Consider the following 18,108-nt stretch of genomic DNA (forward strand, 5'->3'; position numbering starts at 1 on the left):
TCGCGCACAAGCGGGCCATGACCGAAGACAACAGCCCGCCCCGCACATTCAAGGGCCTCCTGCGCTGGGCGACCACGCCGCCGCAGGCCTGGGTCGTCTATCTCCTTGCCGTCATGCTGGTGTGGCTGCTGTCGTTCTATGCCGGCACGCTGAAGCCGAAGAAGACGCCGGAGGCGAGCCCTCCCGCAGCGACCGCGCCGCGCAGCTAGGCGGGCTTCGCCTCGCTGGTCGCAATCCAGATTCCGGCGAAGACGGCGAGCAGCCCGACCAGGAGATTTGCCGTGATCGGCTCGCCGATCAGCAGCGCTGCCAGCAAGGTCGCGGCGATCGGATTGACCGTCATGGTATTGGCGACCCGGGTCGGCGTCGCCCGCGCCATGACCCAGAGGATGAAGGCGAACGCACCGCCGCCGGCACCGAGATAGATGCCGGCGATCCACTGCGCCGTCGTGAAGTGATCGAGCGCCGCAAAGCTGCCTTTCACGAGCCCCGCCAGCACCAGCACGACGGCGCCCGCGCCCATGCCGACCGTGAGAAAGCCGAGCGCGCTCGATCGCTGCATCAGCGGGCGCGACAACACGTTGTAGTGTGGCAGCAAGCGGGTAGGAGAAGCTAGTCGTAGAACTCCGGAGCCATCTTCTGGCTGTCGCGCTGGGCCTTGTCGTGATTGATCCAGAGCTGCGCCTTCTCCCTGGAGAGCGTATCGGCGATCTTCTGCATCGAGGCCGCGCTCTGGTCCTTGTTGACGTTCATGCTGGGCACGCGGCGGTTATCCCAATTATCCCTGAAGTGCACGGCATCGCCGGACAGGATCACCGCACCGGTCTTCGGCAACTTCACCAGCAGCGACTGGTGTCCCGGCGTATGGCCGGGCGTCGACAGGATGGTCACGCTGCCATCGCCGAACACGTCCTTGTCACCCGCGAGCTGCTCGACGGGATGCGAAGGCTTGAAGCGCGGCTCGTTGTTGGCGCCGGGCCAGTCATATTCGGCCTTCTGCACGTAGAGCACGGCCTGCGGGAACAGCTCGACATTGCCGGAGTGGTCGGGATGGGTGTGGGAAACGGCCATCGCCTTGACGTCGTCGGGCTTGACGCCGAGCTGTTCGAGCTGGGCGGCAAGCGTCTTCGGCCGCCGCCAGGTCACGGCCTTGGGATCGGCGGGCACCAGCCCATTGGGCATGGCGGCGACGGAATCGGCGATGCCGGTGTCCCACAGGAACCAGCCCTTGGCATGCTTGACGAGATAGCAGCTGTCGACGAAGTCCATCGACTTGCCCTCGTTCAAACCGGGCGTCCAGCGCGAGATGTCGCCGGCGGTTCCCTCACCGCAATTGAGGACGTAGAGCCTTTCGACGCCGGGCTTTTCCGATTGGGCCATCGCTGCATGACTGAACAAGGCGAGAGCGGCGGCGGCAAAAGCAAGCTTGATCCTGGACGTCATCCTTGGTCCTCCTTGGCAAGCGTTTGGGAAGCTACAACCGAGGATCAACCCCGGCCGCGCCGCAGAATTCCGCTCCCGCCGATCACGTCAGTGCGGGCAGGTCTCGACCTCGACCGTGACGTGGCTGAGGCCCTTCAGCCCGGCGAGCCGCTTCTTGTAGACGGCCGGCTGCTTCGGCTTGTCCGACACCACGGACACCAGCACGGCACAATGGCCGGGGCCGACCTGCCAGAGATGCAGGTCGGTGACGCGATCCTCGCCGACCTCCATGCGTGCCCGGATCACCCGCTCCAGCTTCTCGTCGGCGCGCACGTCGAGCAGCACCGCGCCAGAGCTCTTGATCAGGCCGAACGCCCAGCTCGCGATCACGACGCTGCCGATCAGGCCGACGGCCGGATCGGCCCAGACCCATCCCGAATACATCGCCACCGCGAGCGCGCCGATCGCGAGTAACGAGGTCGCGGCATCCGCCATGACGTGGACATAGGCGGCGCGGAGATTGTTGTCGTGATGACGATGGTGGTGATGGTCATGATCGTCGTGTTCATCATGCGCATGGCCGTGGTCATGGCCGTGATGGTGATGATCGTGGCTGCCGCGCAGCAGCCACGCGCTGGCGAGGTTAACGCAAAGGCCGAGCGCAGCGACCGCGATCGCCTCGCCATAGACGATCGGCACCGGCGTGAAGAGCCGCAGCACGCTCTCATAGGCGATCTCGACCGCGATCAGGCCGAGGATGATCGCGCTGGAGAAGGCGGCGAGATCGCCGAACTTGCCGGTGCCGAAGGTGAAATGCGCATTGCCCAGGTGCCGGCGCGCGAAGCGGTAGGCGAACGCGGCAATGCCGAGCGCGGCTGCGTGCGTGCCCATGTGCCAGCCGTCGGCGAGCAGCGCCATCGAGCCGAACAGCGAGCCGGCGACGATCTCGCCGACCATCATGACCAGCGTCAGGACCACCACGAGCCAGGTGCGCCGCTCGTTCTCGTCGTGCTTCTCGCCCAGGAAAGCGTGGTCATGGGTCCATTGCTCGATGGAATGGGAATGCATCGGCTCAACTCTCCGGAAAACAGAATCCGCAAGGGGCCAATATAGGCCCCGGCAGCACATCTTTCTAACGCTCATTAGCGGCAAAACCGGCGGTTGACAGCTTGGCGCGGTTTCGTTGTAATGCGGCTCATGGGGATTTGAGCGATCTCCCCACGAGGCGACATGCCCAAGTATCGCGTCCCGTTTGGTTTATGCGAGGACGCATCATGTCTACATTCACGACCATATCATCCGATAAATTGGCGCGCCTGATCGGCACGGCCAACGCTCCTGTCCTGATCGACGTGCGGACCGAGGAGGACTTTGCCGCCGACCGGCGGCTGATCCCCGGCTCCATCAGGCTCAGCCACGAGAACGTTCCCGACTGGGGCGCCGCCTTCGCGGGCCGCTCCGTCATCGTCTCCTGCCTGCGCGGCGCCAAGCTTGCGCAGGGCACCGCGGCCTGGCTCCGCCAGCTTGGCGTTCAGGCCGAGACGCTCGACGGCGGTTTCGAGGGCTGGAAGGAGGCCAAGCTGCCGCTCCTCGACACCCGCAAGCTGCCGCCCCGCGACGCCAAGGGACGCACCGTCTGGGTGACCCGGGCGCGGCCGAAGGTCGACCGTATCGCCTGCCCCTGGCTGATCCGCCGCTTCGTCGATCCCAACGCGGTGTTCCTGTATGTGGCGCCGTCCGAAGTGGTCGCGGTCGGCGAGCGGTTCAATGCAGCCCCGTTCGACATCGAGAACGTGTTCTGGAGCCACCGCGGCGAGCTCTGCACCTTCGACGTCATGATCGAGGAGTTCGGGATCGCCACCCCGGCCCTGCTCCGGCTCGCAACGCTGGTGCGCGGCGCCGACACCGCGCGGCCTGATCTGGCGCCGGAGGCCCCCGGACTGCTCGCGGCGTCGCTCGGGCTGTCGCGGATGTATGACGACGACCTCGAACAGCTCGAGGCCGGCTTGCTGCTCTACGACGCCTTTTACCGCTGGTGCCGCGACGCCACGGCTGAGACCCACAACTGGCCGACCAACAAAGTGAAGGCGTAATGGATACCCGTAACGTTCAATCAGGAGCTGATGCCGGTCACGGCATCAGCTTCAATGAAGCTTTCCGCGTCTGGCTGCGCGTCGCCTGCCTGAGCTTTGGCGGGCCCGCGGGCCAGATCGCGGTGATGCACCGCATCCTGGTCGAAGAAAAGAAGTGGATCTCCGAAGGCCGCTTCCTGCATGCGCTGAACTACTGCATGCTGCTGCCGGGGCCGGAGGCGCAGCAGCTTGCGACCTATGTCGGCTGGCTGATGCATCGCACCGCCGGCGGGCTGATGGCGGGCGGGCTCTTCATCCTGCCCGGCATCATCGCCATCATGGCCCTCAGCTACATCTACGCGGCTTTCGGGAATGTCAGCTTCGTCGAGGCGCTGTTCTTCGGCCTGAAGGCCGCCGTGCTCGCCGTCGTCGTCGAGGCCGTGGTGCGCGTCGGCAAGCGCGCGCTGAAGAACCGCATCATGATCGCGCTCGCGGCTATCGCCTTCGTCGCGATCTTCTTCTTCGCAGTCCCCTTCCCGATCATCATCATCGCCGCCGGCCTGATCGGATATATCGGCGCCAGACAGGGCCGTCCGGAATTTGCTCCGGCCGGTCACGGTCATGGCGGCAGCAGCGCCGTGATCGACAGCATGCTCGGCGACGCCGTGCCCGATCACATCAAACCCGACACCGGCCGCGCGATCCGCGTGGGCGCGCTGTGGCTTGCGCTGTGGCTGGTGCCGGTAGTTGCCCTGCTCGCCGCGCTCGGCCAGGCCAACGTGTTCAGCCAGATCGCCCTGTTCTTCTCGAAGATGGCGCTCGTCACCTTCGGCGGCGCCTACGCGGTGCTGGCCTATGTCGCCCAGCAGGCGGTCGAGCATTATCACTGGCTGAAGCCGCACGAGATGCTCGACGGCCTCGGCATGGCCGAGACCACGCCGGGTCCGCTGATCATGGTGCTCCAGTTCGTGGGCTTCATGGCGGCCTATCGCGATCCAAGCGGCCTGTCGCCGATGCTGGCGGCAACGCTTGGCGGCCTGCTCGCGACCTGGGTCACGTTCACGCCCTGCTTCCTCTGGATCTTCGTCGGCGCCCCCTATATCGAGCGCCTGCGCGGCAACACCGGCCTTGCCGGCGCGCTCGGCGCGATCACTGCCGCCGTCGTCGGCGTGATCCTCAACCTCTCGATCTGGTTCGCGCTGCACACGCTGTTCCGCGAGACCGTACCGGTGCACGCCTTCCCGCTGAACTTCGACATGCCGGTGCTGACCAGCGTCGACATTCCAGCGCTCGTGCTGTCGGTCGCAGCCGCAACCGCGATCTTCCGCTTCAAGCTCGGCATGCTCACAGTGCTGGCGGGGAGCTGCGCCGCAGGCGTGGCGCTGCGGCTGGTGGGGGTGATCTAGGGCGTGTACGAGCAGCCTGGAAACGTCAAGGCATGAGCGACGCCGTGTAGGCGACCAGCGCGATCATGTCGTCGATGCCGAGGTTTTCAACAGCCGGTTTCATGACGTCGCTATTGGCGCCCTTCCGCGCGCCCGACTTGAAGTCGTAAAGCTGACGGAACATGTACGTGGGCGAACGGGCCGCAATCCCTGGCGCCACGGCAGTCCCTTTGAGGTCGGCACCATGACAGGCGGCGCACTGGACGCGGAGGTCGCTGCTCGCCGCCAACGCCCGCCCTTTCTTAATGCTGCCAACCGGGACATAGGCGATGAAACGAGCGCGCGAGTCCCGGCTGAGAAAGTGTTCCACGTTTTCCGGAATCTCGATGATGCGCTGGCCGATGGGCTCTTTCTCGCCGCCGTCCATCGGCGCCAGGAACAAGTCCCTGACATGTGTCTTCGGGACGGTGTCGGTCTCTACGACCGCAATGTTCGATCTCGGCTTGATTGACGCAAAATAGTTCGCAGCCTCCTTGAGTTCCTGATCGGTGATGGCCTTGGACGTCTTGATCATCAGGTCGGTGGCGACGCGGGGCACCGAATTCATGCGCAGGCCCGTCTTGAACTCCACCGTTTGCTGGATGATGTATTCCGCGGAGAAGCCAGACAGGCTGGCATTCTCAGGGCCGCCCGGTCCGTCTGCCCTGTGGCAGACGCCGCACGCGAACACGTCAGGCGTTCTCCCCTTTGCGACGATCTCAGGCATCGCCGGATGGTCTTCCGGGTGCCAGTCGGGAGCGGCGAACAGATCGCGCAGTTGCGTGAGCGTAAAACCGGCGGCGCTGTCGGGGACTCGCCGGATCGTACCGTCGTCGGGGGCGCGTTGGAAATTCGGCGGGTTTACCGGATAGGCCCATGCTGGCGGGCCGTCTTGGCCTTGTGCAGGCGCACCCGCTGAAGCAAGCGACGTCAGCGAAAGGGCGAAAAGCGCTGAAGAAATCCTCATGGCTAAGACCTCCATGCGCATCGGCGGACCTCGACCTTCGAAGCCGACAGCGTGAAGATCGGCCGCTCGCGAAGCAGTGCCGCAGAAATCTGCGGGCAGGCGTTCCTCCATTAGGCCCTCCCGGAAGCATTCAAGGACCGGGATAAGCTGGCGTCAATTAGGGATTTGGGTGCCTGGTCCGGTCTGGATCAACAGCAGACTTCGACACGGGGCGCCTCGAAGGGTCGCTAAGGGCCAGAAGGCGACATGTTCGCCGTCAATTGAAGGAGGCTTCGAACCGAGGCGGCCTTACTCCATGGAAAAAGCGCCGCCCGCTTAATCTGTGTCGCGGGCAGCGGCTTCCCAGCCCCGGGTGGGTTTGCAAAACCCCAGTGTGGCACGAATTGCATATCCGCATCGTCGCGTCTGAGCAAAATTGCTCACTCCCCGCGAGCCCTACCACTTCGGTTTTTTCTTATGCCAATTGGCAAGCTTGGCCTCTTCTTCCACCAGCAGGTTGCGAAGCGTCGGCTTGGCGCTCGGCCGCAGCCTTTTACGAGCCGACATGCAGCTTCATCGCGTCGACGGAAGCGACGGGCCAACAGGCGACATCCGAGAAGTCGGCCAACTCCGCCGATCTTATTTTGAATAGCGTTTCTCTTTGAGAGCTTGCTTGATCGCCCATTCGGCGGCAAAAACTGCCCCTGCACGATCACATGAAGTGCCAGTTTTCGGCGGGCGGCCTTCTCGCTCAAACGACCATTTCCAGCCAAAAGGATTGGCGGCTTGAACTATCGTGTATTCTATTTTTTGATATTGCATCGGTCGGCCAAATCATGTCGTTTTCGGCGGGTGCAATTCGCTTTTGGTCCATGCTTGAACTTCTGGGATCTGCATTGGGTCGATGTCATCGCACTTAATACACCGAAACTTGCGACCGCCTGTTTTGACGATCACGAAGTGCATCGGCTTGCCGCATTTCGGGCAGATCGGGCGCGGAGAGTTTTTGGGCATAGGGGCTCACGCTGAGTCGAGGGCGCGAGTCTTCTGCTCACAGTCATCGGTAGCCGGGCAGGCCGACGATAAAGCCACGCTACCTAACTATTGTGACGGCCGCATCAAGAAAGAATGGGACTACGTATTGTTACATAGGTTCTGGGGCAATCGGATCTGACGCGACTGTGCAACTCAAGCTTAAGCGTCCCTTTCATGTCTCAGTTGGGTCAAAAGCTGCCGTAGAGCACTGTATCGCGAAGGCTCCGCTAAGGGCCAGGAGCGGAATAACGCGCGGAAAAACAGCGGTGGCCTTACTCATCTGAATGAGATTGCAAACGGTCCTATTGCAAAAATCCAAAGACCGTATGCCATTTCATCGCCCTCTGGCCGAAAGCTCGTCACCTACGCCCCCGCCGACGATTGCCTGTCGGGCAATACAGCCGCGCCGCGTGATCTCACGACGTGTCAAGCTCCGGCCCCGAAAATATTCCACTTTACCGAAATTCGGATTTGTCGTACATGCGAAACACCCTGGCCTGAGACAAGGGGCGGATCGCGATCGTCACGAACCGCAGGCCGGGCAGCGATGGACGCGACGGCGTCGGGCGCGATCGGCATTGCAGGGCGGGACACCGTGAGCAATGGCTCTTGCGCATACGACCTGGCGCTGACAGCGTCTTCGCATGGCTTCGGGAGCGAGCACACGCCACCTCTCGGATTCCCAGCGAAGACGTGCGCGGACGGAGAAGTCGTGTGGTCCTGACGCCCGGGGTCTGTGCGTCAAGTCTTGCGGTGATGTTGCGGTCCGACCGGACGCGCGCATCAGCCATCCGTGAGGCGACGGGGGCAATAGTGCATCGCTCCCCGGGGAGAGCACGAAGGACACCGTTAAAACCATTCGCGCAGGGAAGGCCGGGCGATCCGGCGAGACCTGTAGTCCACCCCGTGTGCATTTTTTGTGGCGCACGGACTTGCGGGTGCCAGCCGGCGCCCGGCCTTCCCTGCGCCCTTGTCTCTGCGAGGACGCGCGAGAAGCAAAACTCGGGTGATATCCGCCGCGAGAATGCGAACGCTCGCCCGCTGTTTGAAACGTGTATTGGCACGACGGCAAGTCTAGCCCCACTCTCACTGTCATCGCCCGCGAAGGCGGGCGATCCAGTACTGCGCGGCGGACATTGTGCGAACCCACTGGTGCCTCGGAGTACTGGATGCCCCGCCTTCGCGGGGCATGACACCTGTATTGTGACAACTACCGCATCATCATCCGCGCGATCGCTTCCCCGATCACCACCGTCGTGAAGTGGGTGTTGGCCCGGCAGTCCGACGGCATGATCGATGCATCGGCGACGCGCAAGCCCGCGATGCCCTTCACCGTGCCATCAGGGTTGACGACGCCATCGGCGTCGTTGACGCCGCTCATGCGGCAGCTGCCGGCGGCGTGCTGGATGTCGCCGGTCTCACGGCGCAGCAGGGCGTCGAGTTCGTGATCCGGCAAGGCCGCGGCTTGCGGCAAGGTCAGATCCGTGTCGGTCAACCGGATCCAGTCGGCGATGCCGGAAAGCGCCGGCTGGGACGTAATCACCGCGAGCCGCTTCACCGCATCCATCATGCGCAGCATGTCCCGGGGATCGGCCAGCATGTTCTCCTCGACAACGGGATCGATACTGGGGTCGGTCGAGGCGAGCTTGAGCGTTCCGCGAGAATAGGCGTTGAACAGCCCGGCGCCGATCGCCCCGGGCACGCCGATGCCGCGATGGTTGAACGCAATCAGGATCATGTCGCGCTTGCCGCCATTGGCGAGGCCCGAGGAATAGGTCACGCAGCAATTGGTGTGGCGAGTGTCCGGATCGGTCGGCCGCAGGTTTTCGCGGAGCTGGATCGTGGCGCGAAACAGCGGGTGGTCGAAGAAGTGGCGGCCGACCGGCAGATCGCGCGCGACGGCGATCCCCATCGCCTTCAGTTCCTCGGCCGGGCCGATGCCCGAGCGCAGCAGGATCGCCGGACTGTGGATCGCGCCGGCGCACAGCACGATCTGGCGCGCACCGATGTCGCTCGTGCCCTGCCCCTCGATGAGGACGCGGACGCCGGTCGCGCGGCCGTCGCTGATCAGCACACGATCGACCAGCGCATGACCGCGGATCTCCAGATTGGCTCGGCCGCGCGCGGGCTCGAGATACCCCTCATTGGTCGTGATGCGGCGGCTGTCGCGGCTGTTGATGGGATAACAGGCGACACCCTCGCCGTCAGGGCCGTTGACGTCGGCGCACCAGGGATAGCCGCTGGCCAGCGCCGCATCGCGCAAGCCGCGATCGATCGGGCCCCATTTCTCAGGTGGCGCGCGATAGACCGGCAGCGGGCCGCCGCGTCCATGTCCCTCGGTGTGGCCGAATTCCATGTCGTCCTCGATCACCGAGAACAGCGGCATCACCTCTTTCGCCGACCAGCCGGTGCAACCATTGGCCGCCCATTCGTCGAAGGCGTCAGCAACGCCGCGGATCGCGATCTGGCCGTTCATCATCGACGAGCCGCCCAGCCCCTTGCCGCGCCAATAGAAGCGCGGCTCCTGCCCCGCCACGCGGCGCGTCAGCAGATCAGGCCACTGCCATTTTTCCTGGTACTCGCGCTTGTGGATGATCGGGATCGGATTGGGCGTCTTCACTTCCCACGGCGCTTCATCAGCGCGCCAGTCGAGACCCGCTTCGAGCAGCAGCACGCGCCTTGCGGGATCCTCGGAGAGCCGCGCCGCAACAGCGGCGCCGGCGGAGCCGCCGCCGACAACAATGACATCGTACATCGCGCTATTTCTCAACGTTCCAGAACACCGGGATGGCGGACGGTATCAGATTGCGCAGCGTCGCGCGATAAAGCGCCGGCTGGGCGAACTGGCCCCAGGGAATCCCGGGCGCCTGATCGTACATCACCGTCTGAATCTCGGCCGCGATTGTCTTGCGATCCTCCTCGGCAGGCGCCTTGGCGAAGGCTTCCATGAGTGGCGTGATGCGCGCATCGCATTGCCAGCCGGTGAAGTCGGCACAGTTGAACGCCACCATGACGTTGGTCAGCGGCGAGCCGAGATCGAAGCCGCCGGCGTGAACGCCATAGACGCTCCAGCCCTCCTTCTTGGCACGGCGCGCCAGCACGCTCGCCCAGTCCATCACCTGGAGATCGACGTTGAAGCCGGCCTGCTTCAGCCGCTCGGCCAGCACCTGCGCCGAGACGCGCGGGGCTTCGAGGTCGTTCGCCTCCATGACGATCACGGGCTCGCCGGCATATTTCGTCGCCTTCAGCGCGGCGCGCGCCGCTTCGATCGACGGCTTTGCGGCGGCTTCCGTGCCGGCCTTGCTGTCATAGGTGGTGCCGCAGGTGAAGAAGGTCGCGCAGGGCGTGGCGTATTTGGCATCGAGGCCGAGCGCATCCAGCACTTCGCGCTGGTCGACCAGCTTCCACAGCACGCGCCGGATCGCCGGATCGTCGAACGGTTTCGACGCCGCGTTGAGGCGGTAGGCGCCGGCGAACATGTTGCCGCCGGTGAAATTGAGCAGTTTCACGCGGGAGTTCTTCTCCAGCGTCGGCAGCAGATCGAACGGCGCGTACTGCATGAAATCGACTTCGCCGGCCTGGAGCGCGGAAGCCGCGGTCGCTCCGTCCGGAATGACGCGGATCTCGAGCGAGTCGACATTGACGCGCTTGCCGCCGGCGAGGAAGTCGGCGGGCTCGGGGCGCGGCACATAGTCGGCGAACTTCTTCAGGATCATGCGGTCGCCGGTGCGGTGATCGGCCTTGCTGTAGACGAACGGGCCGGAGCCGACGATCTCGGTGATGCGCTGGTCGCCGGGCGTCTTGGCAATGCGCTCGGGCATCATGAAGGCGACCGGGCTGACGGGGTTGCCGAGCGCGTCGATGACGAGGCCGGACGGCTCCTTCAGCGTCAGCACGAACGTCTTGGCGTCCGTCGGCTCAAGCGAGGCCGTGATCGCGAAGATGCGGCGGCCGAGCGCACTGCGGGTACCCCAGCGGCGCAGCGATGCGACGCAGTCGGCCGCCGTGACCGGCTGGCCGTCATGCCACTTCAAGCCGTCGCGCAGCGTGAAGCTGTAGGTCAAGCCATCGGGCGAGACCTTCCAGTCCTGCACCATCTGCGGTTTGATCTCGCCTTTGGAATCCTTCGCAAACAGCGTGTCGAACACCATGTAGCCGAACGTGCGCGAAATATAGGCCGTGGAGAAATGCGGATCGAGCGTGACGATCTCCGCCTCAAGCACCGCGACGAGATTGCCCGCTGCATGCGCGGGCCCGGCAACCAGCGCGAGGGCGAACAGCGCCGGAATGAATGACTTTGGCTTGAACATTGTTGCTTATTTGCCTTTTGACTTGTCGTTTGCAGTCGCCAGGAAAAAGCAATGTTCGTGCCCGATCAACGGAGGCACGTATGCGCTCACGGCTATCTGCCAAGCGTTTGCGGGCTACACCGTCGGTGTCATCGCCCGCGAAGGCGGGCGATCCAGTATTCCAGAGACGATTGTGGTTCGGCCGAGAGGCTGCGGCGTACTGGATGCCCCGCCTTCGCGGGGCATGACACGGCGTTGTAGCAGGCAGTCGCAGCCCCTACTCGATCCCCCGGCCGAACTTGTTCGATTTCGGGAAACCCTTCGGCGGCAGGCGGCCGGCGTCGGCGCGGGTGCCCTGCCACTCCGCGAGCTCCTTCATGGTCGCGGAGAATTCGCGGCCCGCGGAGTCCTTCCAGGTCAGGCCGGCCTTGGCGTCGAACACGACGACGTCGGAGAGACCGCCGTCCTTGTACTTCTGCAAGCGGACGCCGCGGCCGCGGGCCATCTCCGGGATCTGGTCGAGCGGGAACACCAGCATCTTGCGGTTCTCGCCGATGACCGCGACGGTGTCGCCGACCACCTCGGTGACCGTGCGTGCCTCGTTCGGCATGTCGACGTTGAGGACCTGCTTGCCCTTCTTGGTAGTGCCGACGCAATCGTCCTCGTTGACGACAAAGCCCTGACCCTCGTGGCTCGCGACCAGGAATTTGCGTCCACCCTTGTTGACGAACAGCGCGACGGGCGCCGCCTCCTGCTCGAGGTCGATGAACAGGCGGATCGGCTCGCCGTGACCGCGGCCGCCCGGAAGTTTCGCGACATCGAGCGAGTAGAACTTGCCGTTGGTGGCGAACAGCAGCAGCTTCGAGGTCGTCTCCGCGAAGAACGCGAAGCCGAGCCTGTCGTCCTGCTTGAAGGCAAGGCCCGAGAGATCCTCGACATGCCCCTTCATGGTGCGGATCCAGCCCTTGTCGGACACGACGACCGTCACCGGCTCGCGCTCGACGAAGGCCTCCTCGATCGCGGCGAGATCGTGCTCGGGCGCATCGGCAAAGGTGGTGCGGCGCTTGCCGAGCGGCGTCTTCGGCCCGAACATGTCGCGGACCTTGCCGACCTGCTCGCCGACCTTCTTCCACTGCTCGGCTTCCGAGGCGAGCACCGCATTGATGCCCTTGAGCTCGTTGCGGAGGTTCTTATCCTCGGTGCGGATCTCCATTTCCTCGAGCTTGCGCAACGAGCGGAGCCGCATGTTGAGGATGGCCTCAGCCTGCACCTCGGTGAGCTTGAACGCCTTCATCAGCGCCGGCTTCGGCTCATCCTCGGTGCGGATGATCTTGATCACCTTGTCGATGTTCAGATAGGCGATCAGGAAGCCGCCGAGAACTTCCAGTCGATGCTCGATCTGCGCCTTGCGGTAGTTGCTGCGCCGGATCAGGACGTCGCGCAGATGGTCGAGCCATTCGCGCAGGCACTCCGCGAGCCCCACGACCTTGGGGATGCGGCCCTTGATCAGCACGTTGAGGTTCAGCGGAATCTTGTTTTCCAGCTCGGTCAGCCGGAACAGCGATTCCATCATCAGCGCCGGATCGACGTTCTTCGACTTCGGCTCGATCACGATGCGGACGTCTTCGGCCGACTCGTCCCTGACATCGCCGACCAGCGGCAGCTTCTTCTGATCCTGAAGCTCGGCGATCTTCTCGATCAGGCGCGACTTCTGCACCAGAAAGGGGATCTCGGTGACGACGACGACCCAGGTGCCGCGTGCGCCCTCTTCCTGCTCCCACCTGGCGCGGACGCGGAACGAGCCGCGGCCGGTCGTGTAGGCCTCCGCGATCGCCTGCTTGGAATCGACGCAGATGCCGCCGGTCGGAAAGTCCGGGCCCTTCACCCACTTCAGCAGCGCCTTGGATTTCGCGTCGGGCTTCTCGATCAGATGCAGCGCCGCGTCGCAGAGCTCGGCGGCATTGTGCGGCGGGATCGAGGTCGCCATGCCGACCGCGATGCCCTGCGCGCCGTTGGCGAGCAGGTTCGGGAAGCCGCCGGGCAGGACGATCGGCTCCTTCGACTGGCCGTCGTAATTGGGACGGAATTCAACGCCGTCCTCGTCGATGCCCTCGAGCAGAAGCCGCGCGACATCGGTCATGCGCGCTTCGGTGTAGCGGTAGGCGGCGGGGTTATCGCCGTCGATATTGCCGAAATTGCCTTGGCCGTCGACCAGCGGGTAGCGCGAGGAGAAATCCTGCGCGAGCCGCACCATGGCGTCGTAGATCGCCTGGTCGCCATGCGGATGGAACGAGCCCATCACGTCGCCGACGATCTTGGCGGATTTCTTGAAGGCCGTGCCGGGGTCGAGCCTGAGCAGGCGCATGCCGTAGAGGATGCGCCGGTGCACCGGCTTCAGGCCATCGCGTGCGTCCGGCAGCGCGCGGTGCATGATGGTGGAGAGCGCATAGGCGAGATAGCGCTCTTCCAGCGCCTCACGCAGCGGCACCTCATGGATTTCGGCCGGTTCCGGCGGAATCAATCGTTTTCCCATGCCGCCCGGTTAAACCGTGGAAGCGAATCGGGCAAGGATGGATTGGTTCCCTGTGGGCGGCTTACTGCCCCGCCCAGCCGGCGGTCACGGTCTGGGTGGCCTGGCGATTTTGGGCCTGTGTGGTGGTCGGCGCGTTGGTCAGGCAGCGCCGGGCAGTCTCGATCTCTGCTTCCGTCGCGCCCTTGGACCGGGCCCATGCCTCTGCGGCTGCTGCCGAATATTTGGCTACATAGAACCTGACGACCGTGCAGGAGGCACGGCGAACCAGTCCTGTTTGCTCGCCTGCGAGGGCGTCCGGCGCCAGCGCAATCAGCGCTGCCGACACAATAAGTCCCTTAATCAGCATCAGGTTTATCCCCGGGTTGGAACCCCACGGGCCAATCCAGGAAACCCGATTTGGTTCCGGGACATGCCATCTGATCAGACAATACAGAGGCGCGCTGACGTCATGGCGCCGGGATCGCCGCCCTCGCCTGCTGCCGCGTCAAGGCATTGATGAAGCCGGCCCGCGCGTCGGAATGGACCTGCCCGCGCGGCTCCAGCACGTGGCGCAGCAGGAACAATCCGGTCAGCCGAAAACCGTCCTGAAGATCCTGGTCGGTGAGCTCGGTCGCGGTTTCGCCGTGGCGCAGGAACGGCGGCAGGCGCAGCAGCCGGTCGCGCCATGGCTCGCCCGCGCCGCGCGACACCGCGCCGCCGGATTTCGGCGAAACGTAGATAAGGTCCGTGGTCTCCCCGGTCACCGCGCAGTTGTCCAGCGCGAGCCCGAAGCCGAGCTCGGCGAGCATCGCCAGCTCGAAATGGATCACGTGTACGGCCGCGCTGCCGATGTCGTCGAAATCGTCGAGCGAATGTTCGAGCAGCCCGAATATCTCCTCGTGCGGATCGCGCTCGGGAAGGAGCCGCGCGATCGAGGCGAGATGGGTGACGCCGTAGACGCCGTGGGACGAGGCCAGCAGCGTGGCCGCACGCAGCTTCAGGCCCTCGACCGCGTAGGTGCCGAGATGCTCGTCGAGCCGCGCCCGCCACACCGCGCTAACGCTGTTGCCCGGTTGCAGCAAGGGCCGCATCCGCGAGCCGGCACCGCCGCGCACGAGACCGAGATGGCGGCCGTGCGCGCGCGTCAGCAGTTCGACGATGGCGCTGCTCTCGCCATGCCGCCGCACCCCCAGCACGATGCCTTCGTCGGTCCATTCCATTGAAGGGACTCTAGCATTTTGAGCGACCGTCGGGTGGCCAAAGCGAAGCGCGCCCACCAATTTTGATCCACCGCGATCGTGGTGGGCACGGCGCGCAAGGGCGCACCTTTACCCACCCTACGGCACCGCGCAAAACCTCACGCGTTGAACCAGCCCTGCGCGTCGCCGCTGAAGGAGAAATACAGGCCCATCGTGGTCAGCACGCAGGAGACGATCTCGATGGCGCTGTCGAGCTCCATGCCCTTCTCGCCGATGATCTGGCCGAGCGAGATCACCGACAGCACCAGGGCTGCGGCCAGCACCCAGCGCGGCCAGTTCTTGCGCCAATGCGCAGCCAGCCAGACGAAATAGACCAGCAGCAGGATCATGCCGCCGGCGAGCAGGGTCGCCGTCATGATCATCTGCTCGGTCATCTCGGCATTGGGCGTGCGGTCCTGCACCGCAACCGACAGCGCATCCAGCATCAACGACGCATAGAGCAGCGCTTCGAAGCGCCGGACGTTCGTGGGCACGCTCATCGGATACCGATCTGTTCTTGCTTATTCTTTGGGAAATTCCAGGCCCATCTCGCGATAGCGATCGGGATCGTCGCCCCAGTTCTCGCGCACCTTGACGAACAGGAACAGGTGCACCGGCACGCCGAGGATCTCGCTAATCTCCTTGCGCGAGTCCGCGCCGATCGACTTGATGGTGGCGCCGCCCTTGCCGAGCACGATCTTGCGCTGGCTTTCGCGCTCGACGAAGATCGTCTGCTCGATGCGCACCGACTTGTCCTTGCGCTCCTCCCACTTGTCGGTCTCGACCGTGGACTGGTAGGGCAATTCCTGGTGCAGCTTGCGATAGATCTTTTCGCGCGTGATCTCGGCCGCCAAGTGCCGCATCGGCGCGTCCGACATCTGGTCCTCGGGATAGAGGAACGGCCCCGGCGGCACCATCTCGGCAAGCGTCGAGCGGAGGTCGTCGACGCCGTCGCCGGAGATTGCCGCGATCATGAAGGTCTTGGCGAACGGCATGCGCTCGTTGGCCGCCTGCGCCAGCGCCAGCAGCTTCTCGCGCTGGACCAGGTCGACCTTGTTGATCACCAGGATCTTGTCGTGATTGACGCTTGCCGCCTTGGCGAGGATCGCCTCGGCCTCCTCGTCGATGCCGGTCTTGGCGTCGAGCAGCACGCAGACGAGATCAGCGTCGTGCGCCCCGCTCCAGGCGGTCGAGACCATGGCGCGGTCGAGCCTGCGCTTCGGCGAGAAGATGCCGGGCGTGTCGACCAGGATGATCTGCGCGTTGTTCTCGATGACGATGCCGCGGATCAGCGCGCGCGTGGTCTGCACCTTGCGCGAGACGATCGTGACCTTGGCGCCGACCAGCGCGTTGACCAGCGTGGACTTGCCGACATTCGGTGCGCCGATCAGCGCAACGAAGCCGCAGCGCGTCGCGGCGGGCGCCTCGCCGCTTGCTTCAACCGTCATTGCCGCCGCCAACACCTTCACGTTCGATCATCACCGAGGCCGCCACCTTCTCTGCCGCGCGCTTGCTGCCGCCGATACCTTCCGCCGGCGCCAGTCCCGGCAGGTCCACCGCGACGCGGAACTGCGGATCGTGATGCGGGCCGGTGCGCTCGACCTCGCGGTAAACAGGCGTCGGCAGGCCCTTCCCCTGCGCCCATTCCTGGAGCACGGTCTTGGGATCGCGCAACGGACGCCGCGGCTTGTGCATGCGCTCGGTCCAGTTGCGCTTGACGAATTCGGCCGCCGCCGCATGGCCGCCGTCGAGGAAGATGGCGCCGATCACGGCTTCGCAGATGTCGCCGAGCACGCTCTTGCGCAGGCGGGCGTCGGCGCTGGGGCCGACCGAACCGAGCTTGATGTCGTCGAGCAGCCCGAGCGACTTGGCGACGTCGGCACAGCTCTCCTTGCGCACGAGTTCGGCAAGGCGCTTGGACAGCTCGCCTTCGTCGGCGTTCGGGAAGGCGTGGTAGAGCATGTCGGACACGACGAGCCCGAGCACGTGGTCGCCGAGGAATTCCAGCCGCTGATAGCTGTCGCCGCGCTTGCGCCCGGATTTCAGCGCCGAGACATGCGTGATCCCCTGCATCAGCAGGTTCGGGTCGGCGAAGCTGTGGCCGATGCGCGCCTCAAGCGCCGCGTTCGCATCCGTGCCCTTGGCCTTGCTGCTCCGCGCCCGCTTCTTCTTGGCAGGCGTCTTGGTCACAGCTTCGCCGTCAGGAGCGGCTTGCGCTTCGGTCGGCTGGGTCGTGATGTCCTTGGCTTCGTCTTTCATCGGACGATTTTGAAGAAGCGATTCCAGCGCACCGCCCACGGCCAGCGCCAGAACATCCAGGCATGCTCGCCTTCGGCGATGGAGAAGAAGATCATCTGGGCTCGGCCGATCAAATTCTCCTGCGGCACGTAGCCGACCTGGCCGAGGAAGCGGCTGTCGGTGGAATTGTCGCGATTGTCGCCCATCATGAAGAAATGGCCGGCCGGCACGGTGTAGACGTTGGTGGTGTCCATGTAGCCGTTGTCGGCGCAGTCCAGCGTCTCATAGGACACGCCGTTCGGCAGCGTTTCCTTCCAGCGCTTCACCCGGGAGATGCCGCCGCCTTCGGAGCCGCACGGATCCTCGCCGACATATTCGCTCATGCGCTGCCGCTCGACCGGGGTGTCGTTGATGTAGAGCAGCCCGTCCTTCATCTGGACGCGGTCGCCGGGAAGCCCGATCACGCGCTTGATGTAGTCGGTGGAATCGTCCTTCGGCAAGCGAAACACGACGATGTCGCCGCGGTTCGGGTCCGAGCCCCAGAGCCGCCCCGAGAACAGCGGCGGCGAGAACGGGATCGAGTAGTGGCTATAGCCGTAGGAATATTTCGAGACGAACAGATAGTCGCCGACCAGCAGCGTCGCCTTCATCGAGCCGGACGGGATGTTGAAGGGCTGGAACAGAAAGGTGCGGATCACGAGCGCGATCAGGAGAGCGTGGATCACGACCCGGATCGTTTCGCCGACGCCGCTTTCAGTTTTCGTTCCCGAAGTCACGCTCATTGCTCTCTCAATTCCGGCCGGCGGTCACAGAGCGCCCTCCTCCCGCGAACAGCCCATCGCTTCGCGGCCCAAGGAGATTGTCCTGATTCTGATAATGAGGGCCAATTCCGGCGTAAAGCCGAATTCGCCCAGCCTGATTTGCGTCCGCGG

17 protein-coding genes are annotated in these 18,108 nt (G+C 64.5%); 3 read left to right on the plus strand and 14 right to left on the minus strand.

The genetic code is table 11. From position 1 onward, the window contains the following. The first annotated feature begins 17 nt into the window (after window positions 1–17). The gene (locus BJA_RS25435) at window positions 18–209 is read left to right on the plus strand and encodes a hypothetical protein (protein ID WP_038966343.1); all 192 of its coding nucleotides are present in this window, start codon (window positions 18–20) and stop codon (window positions 207–209) included. Here the strand turns inward: BJA_RS25435 and BJA_RS25440 are convergent. The 3 genes from BJA_RS25440 to dmeF form a co-directional block, all read right to left on the minus strand. Then, window positions 206–580: an EamA family transporter gene (locus BJA_RS25440; protein ID WP_011087809.1), complete on the minus strand. Its 375-nt coding sequence runs from the start codon at window positions 578–580 to the stop codon at window positions 206–208. The genes BJA_RS25435 and BJA_RS25440 overlap by 4 nt on opposite strands. A gap of 32 nt (window positions 581–612) precedes the next feature. After that, on the minus strand, window positions 613–1,443 hold the full coding sequence (locus BJA_RS25445) for an N-acyl homoserine lactonase family protein (protein WP_011087810.1): 831 nt from the start codon (window positions 1,441–1,443) through the stop codon (window positions 613–615). A gap of 87 nt (window positions 1,444–1,530) precedes the next feature. Then, a complete protein-coding gene (gene dmeF, locus BJA_RS25450) occupies window positions 1,531–2,490 on the minus strand; it encodes a CDF family Co(II)/Ni(II) efflux transporter DmeF (RefSeq protein ID WP_028171620.1) in 960 nt (319 codons plus the stop codon). A 206-nt stretch (window positions 2,491–2,696) separates the two neighbouring features. On the opposite strand from dmeF, the gene BJA_RS25455 reads away from it, so the two are divergent. Together BJA_RS25455 and chrA are read left to right on the plus strand one after the other, a co-directional pair. Next, window positions 2,697–3,515, plus strand: a complete 819-nt coding sequence (locus BJA_RS25455) for a chromate resistance protein ChrB domain-containing protein (protein WP_028171619.1) — start codon at window positions 2,697–2,699, stop codon at window positions 3,513–3,515. Then, window positions 3,515–4,900 (plus strand): chromate efflux transporter, encoded by a 1,386-nt coding sequence (chrA, locus tag BJA_RS25460; protein ID WP_011087813.1) that lies wholly within the window; start codon window positions 3,515–3,517, stop codon window positions 4,898–4,900. Before BJA_RS25455 ends, chrA begins: the two co-directional genes overlap by 1 nt. A gap of 25 nt (window positions 4,901–4,925) precedes the next feature. On the opposite strand, the gene BJA_RS25465 is transcribed toward chrA, so the two are convergent. From BJA_RS25465 to lepB, 11 genes are all read right to left on the minus strand, one after another. Next, complete coding sequence (locus tag BJA_RS25465; protein ID WP_011087814.1) at window positions 4,926–5,996, minus strand: c-type cytochrome; 1,071 nt, start codon at window positions 5,994–5,996, stop codon at window positions 4,926–4,928. 507 nt (window positions 5,997–6,503) lie between these two features. After that, window positions 6,504–6,686 carry a hypothetical protein gene (locus BJA_RS25470; RefSeq protein WP_162494116.1) on the minus strand — a complete coding sequence of 61 codons (183 nt, stop codon included), beginning with the start codon at window positions 6,684–6,686 and terminating at the stop codon, window positions 6,504–6,506. A 1,423-nt stretch (window positions 6,687–8,109) separates the two neighbouring features. Next, window positions 8,110–9,654, minus strand: coding sequence for a GMC family oxidoreductase (locus tag BJA_RS25475; RefSeq protein WP_011087816.1), 1,545 nt, complete (start codon window positions 9,652–9,654; stop codon window positions 8,110–8,112). A gap of 4 nt (window positions 9,655–9,658) precedes the next feature. Then, window positions 9,659–11,209 carry an ABC transporter substrate-binding protein gene (locus tag BJA_RS25480; protein WP_011087817.1) on the minus strand — a complete coding sequence of 517 codons (1,551 nt, stop codon included), beginning with the start codon at window positions 11,207–11,209 and terminating at the stop codon, window positions 9,659–9,661. Between the two features lie 256 nt (window positions 11,210–11,465). Then, on the minus strand, window positions 11,466–13,721 hold the full coding sequence (parC, locus tag BJA_RS25485; RefSeq protein WP_011087818.1) for a DNA topoisomerase IV subunit A: 2,256 nt from the start codon (window positions 13,719–13,721) through the stop codon (window positions 11,466–11,468). 61 nt (window positions 13,722–13,782) lie between these two features. Beyond that, window positions 13,783–14,067: a hypothetical protein gene (locus tag BJA_RS25490; RefSeq protein ID WP_028171610.1), complete on the minus strand. Its 285-nt coding sequence runs from the start codon at window positions 14,065–14,067 to the stop codon at window positions 13,783–13,785. Between the two features lie 100 nt (window positions 14,068–14,167). Further along, window positions 14,168–14,920 (minus strand): DNA repair protein RecO, encoded by a 753-nt coding sequence (gene recO / locus BJA_RS25495; RefSeq protein ID WP_011087819.1) that lies wholly within the window; start codon window positions 14,918–14,920, stop codon window positions 14,168–14,170. A gap of 137 nt (window positions 14,921–15,057) precedes the next feature. After that, window positions 15,058–15,438, minus strand: a complete 381-nt coding sequence (locus tag BJA_RS25500) for a hypothetical protein (RefSeq protein WP_011087820.1) — start codon at window positions 15,436–15,438, stop codon at window positions 15,058–15,060. Between the two features lie 21 nt (window positions 15,439–15,459). Next, window positions 15,460–16,386: a GTPase Era gene (era, locus tag BJA_RS25505; RefSeq protein ID WP_011087821.1), complete on the minus strand. Its 927-nt coding sequence runs from the start codon at window positions 16,384–16,386 to the stop codon at window positions 15,460–15,462. Continuing rightward, window positions 16,376–17,197 carry a ribonuclease III gene (rnc, locus tag BJA_RS25510; RefSeq protein ID WP_011087822.1) on the minus strand — a complete coding sequence of 274 codons (822 nt, stop codon included), beginning with the start codon at window positions 17,195–17,197 and terminating at the stop codon, window positions 16,376–16,378. Before rnc ends, era begins: the two co-directional genes overlap by 11 nt. Continuing rightward, the gene (gene lepB, locus BJA_RS25515; RefSeq protein ID WP_011087823.1) at window positions 17,194–17,958 is read right to left on the minus strand and encodes a signal peptidase I; all 765 of its coding nucleotides are present in this window, start codon (window positions 17,956–17,958) and stop codon (window positions 17,194–17,196) included. Before lepB ends, rnc begins: the two co-directional genes overlap by 4 nt. Window positions 17,959–18,108 lie beyond the last annotated feature (150 nt).

Source organism: Bradyrhizobium diazoefficiens USDA 110 (assembly GCF_000011365.1).
Classification (GTDB): Bacteria; Pseudomonadota; Alphaproteobacteria; order Rhizobiales; family Xanthobacteraceae; genus Bradyrhizobium; species Bradyrhizobium diazoefficiens.